The sequence below is a fragment of the Xanthomonas sp. LMG 12460 genome (assembly GCF_009192895.1).
GTDB classification, from domain to species: Bacteria; Pseudomonadota; Gammaproteobacteria; order Xanthomonadales; family Xanthomonadaceae; genus Xanthomonas_A; species Xanthomonas_A sontii.
Genome location: NZ_NKUH01000144.1, coordinates 1 through 1,021 on the forward strand (window position 1 = coordinate 1; position 1,021 = coordinate 1,021).

1 protein-coding gene is annotated in these 1,021 nt (G+C 65.2%); it reads left to right on the top strand.

The genetic code is table 11. The annotated features are described in order from the left end of the window. Window positions 1–81: 81 nt before the first annotated feature. Window positions 82–1,021, top strand: a 940-nt coding sequence (locus tag CEK66_RS19960; protein WP_152238048.1) for an IS481 family transposase, incomplete at its 3' end; no start/stop codon positions are given.

Genomic DNA, 1,021 nt, shown 5'->3' on the forward strand with positions numbered 1-1,021 from the left:
GTGATCTCTCAGTAGGTTGTTCATCCGGGGCATCTCTGGAAGATGGGGGTTACCAAGCCAACCCAGCCCCAGGAGCCCCGGATGAACCTGCATAAACATGCCCGTTTGAGCCCTCGCGGTCGAGCCCTGCTGGTGGATCGCATCCTTGTTCATGGGCTGCGCGTGGAAGAAGCGGCGCATGCGGCCGGTGTGAGCGTCCGAACGGCCTACAAATGGCTCAAGCGCTTCAAGGAAGAGGGGGCGCAAGGGCTGAGCGACCGCACCTCCCGGCCTCACGACTGCCCCCATGCCACGCCTCGGGGCGTGGTGGATCAGGTCATCGCGCTGCGCCGTTCACGCCACACGTATCGGCAGATCGCCGAGCAGCTGCCTGTGGCGCCGAGCACCATCGCCCGGTTGCTGCGCCGCGCCGGCCTGCACCGGCTGGCCGAGCTGGAACCGGCGCTGCCGGACAATCGCTATGAATACGCCCAACCCGGCCAACTGCTGCATCTGGACATCAAGAAGCTGGCCCGTTTCCGCCAGCCCGGCCACCGCGTGACCGATGATCGGACGGTCACCTCCCGTGGCATTGGCTGGGAGTACGTCCACCTGGCCATCGACGATCACTCCCGCGTGGCCTTCGGCACCATCGAGCCCGATGAGCGCGGTCTCAGTGCCTGCAGGGCCCTGATGCAGGCGGTTCGCTACTACCGCAGCCTGGGCGTGCGCTTGGAGCGCGTGTTGACCGACAACGGCGCCTGTTACACATCACGCCGCTTCCGACGCCTTGTCCGACGGCTCGGCCTGCGCCATCTGCGAACCCGACCCTATACGCCACGCACCAATGGCAAGGCCGAGCGGCTGGTGCAGACCAGCCTGCGCGAATGGGCCTATGCGCGCTCCTATATCGACTCCACACAACGCGCCAACGCCTTCCCCGGCTGGCTGCATCACTACAACTGGCATCGACCACACGCCAGCCTCGGCTACAAGCCGCCCATCTCCCGAATTCCACTGAACAACGTAGTGGGTTTACACA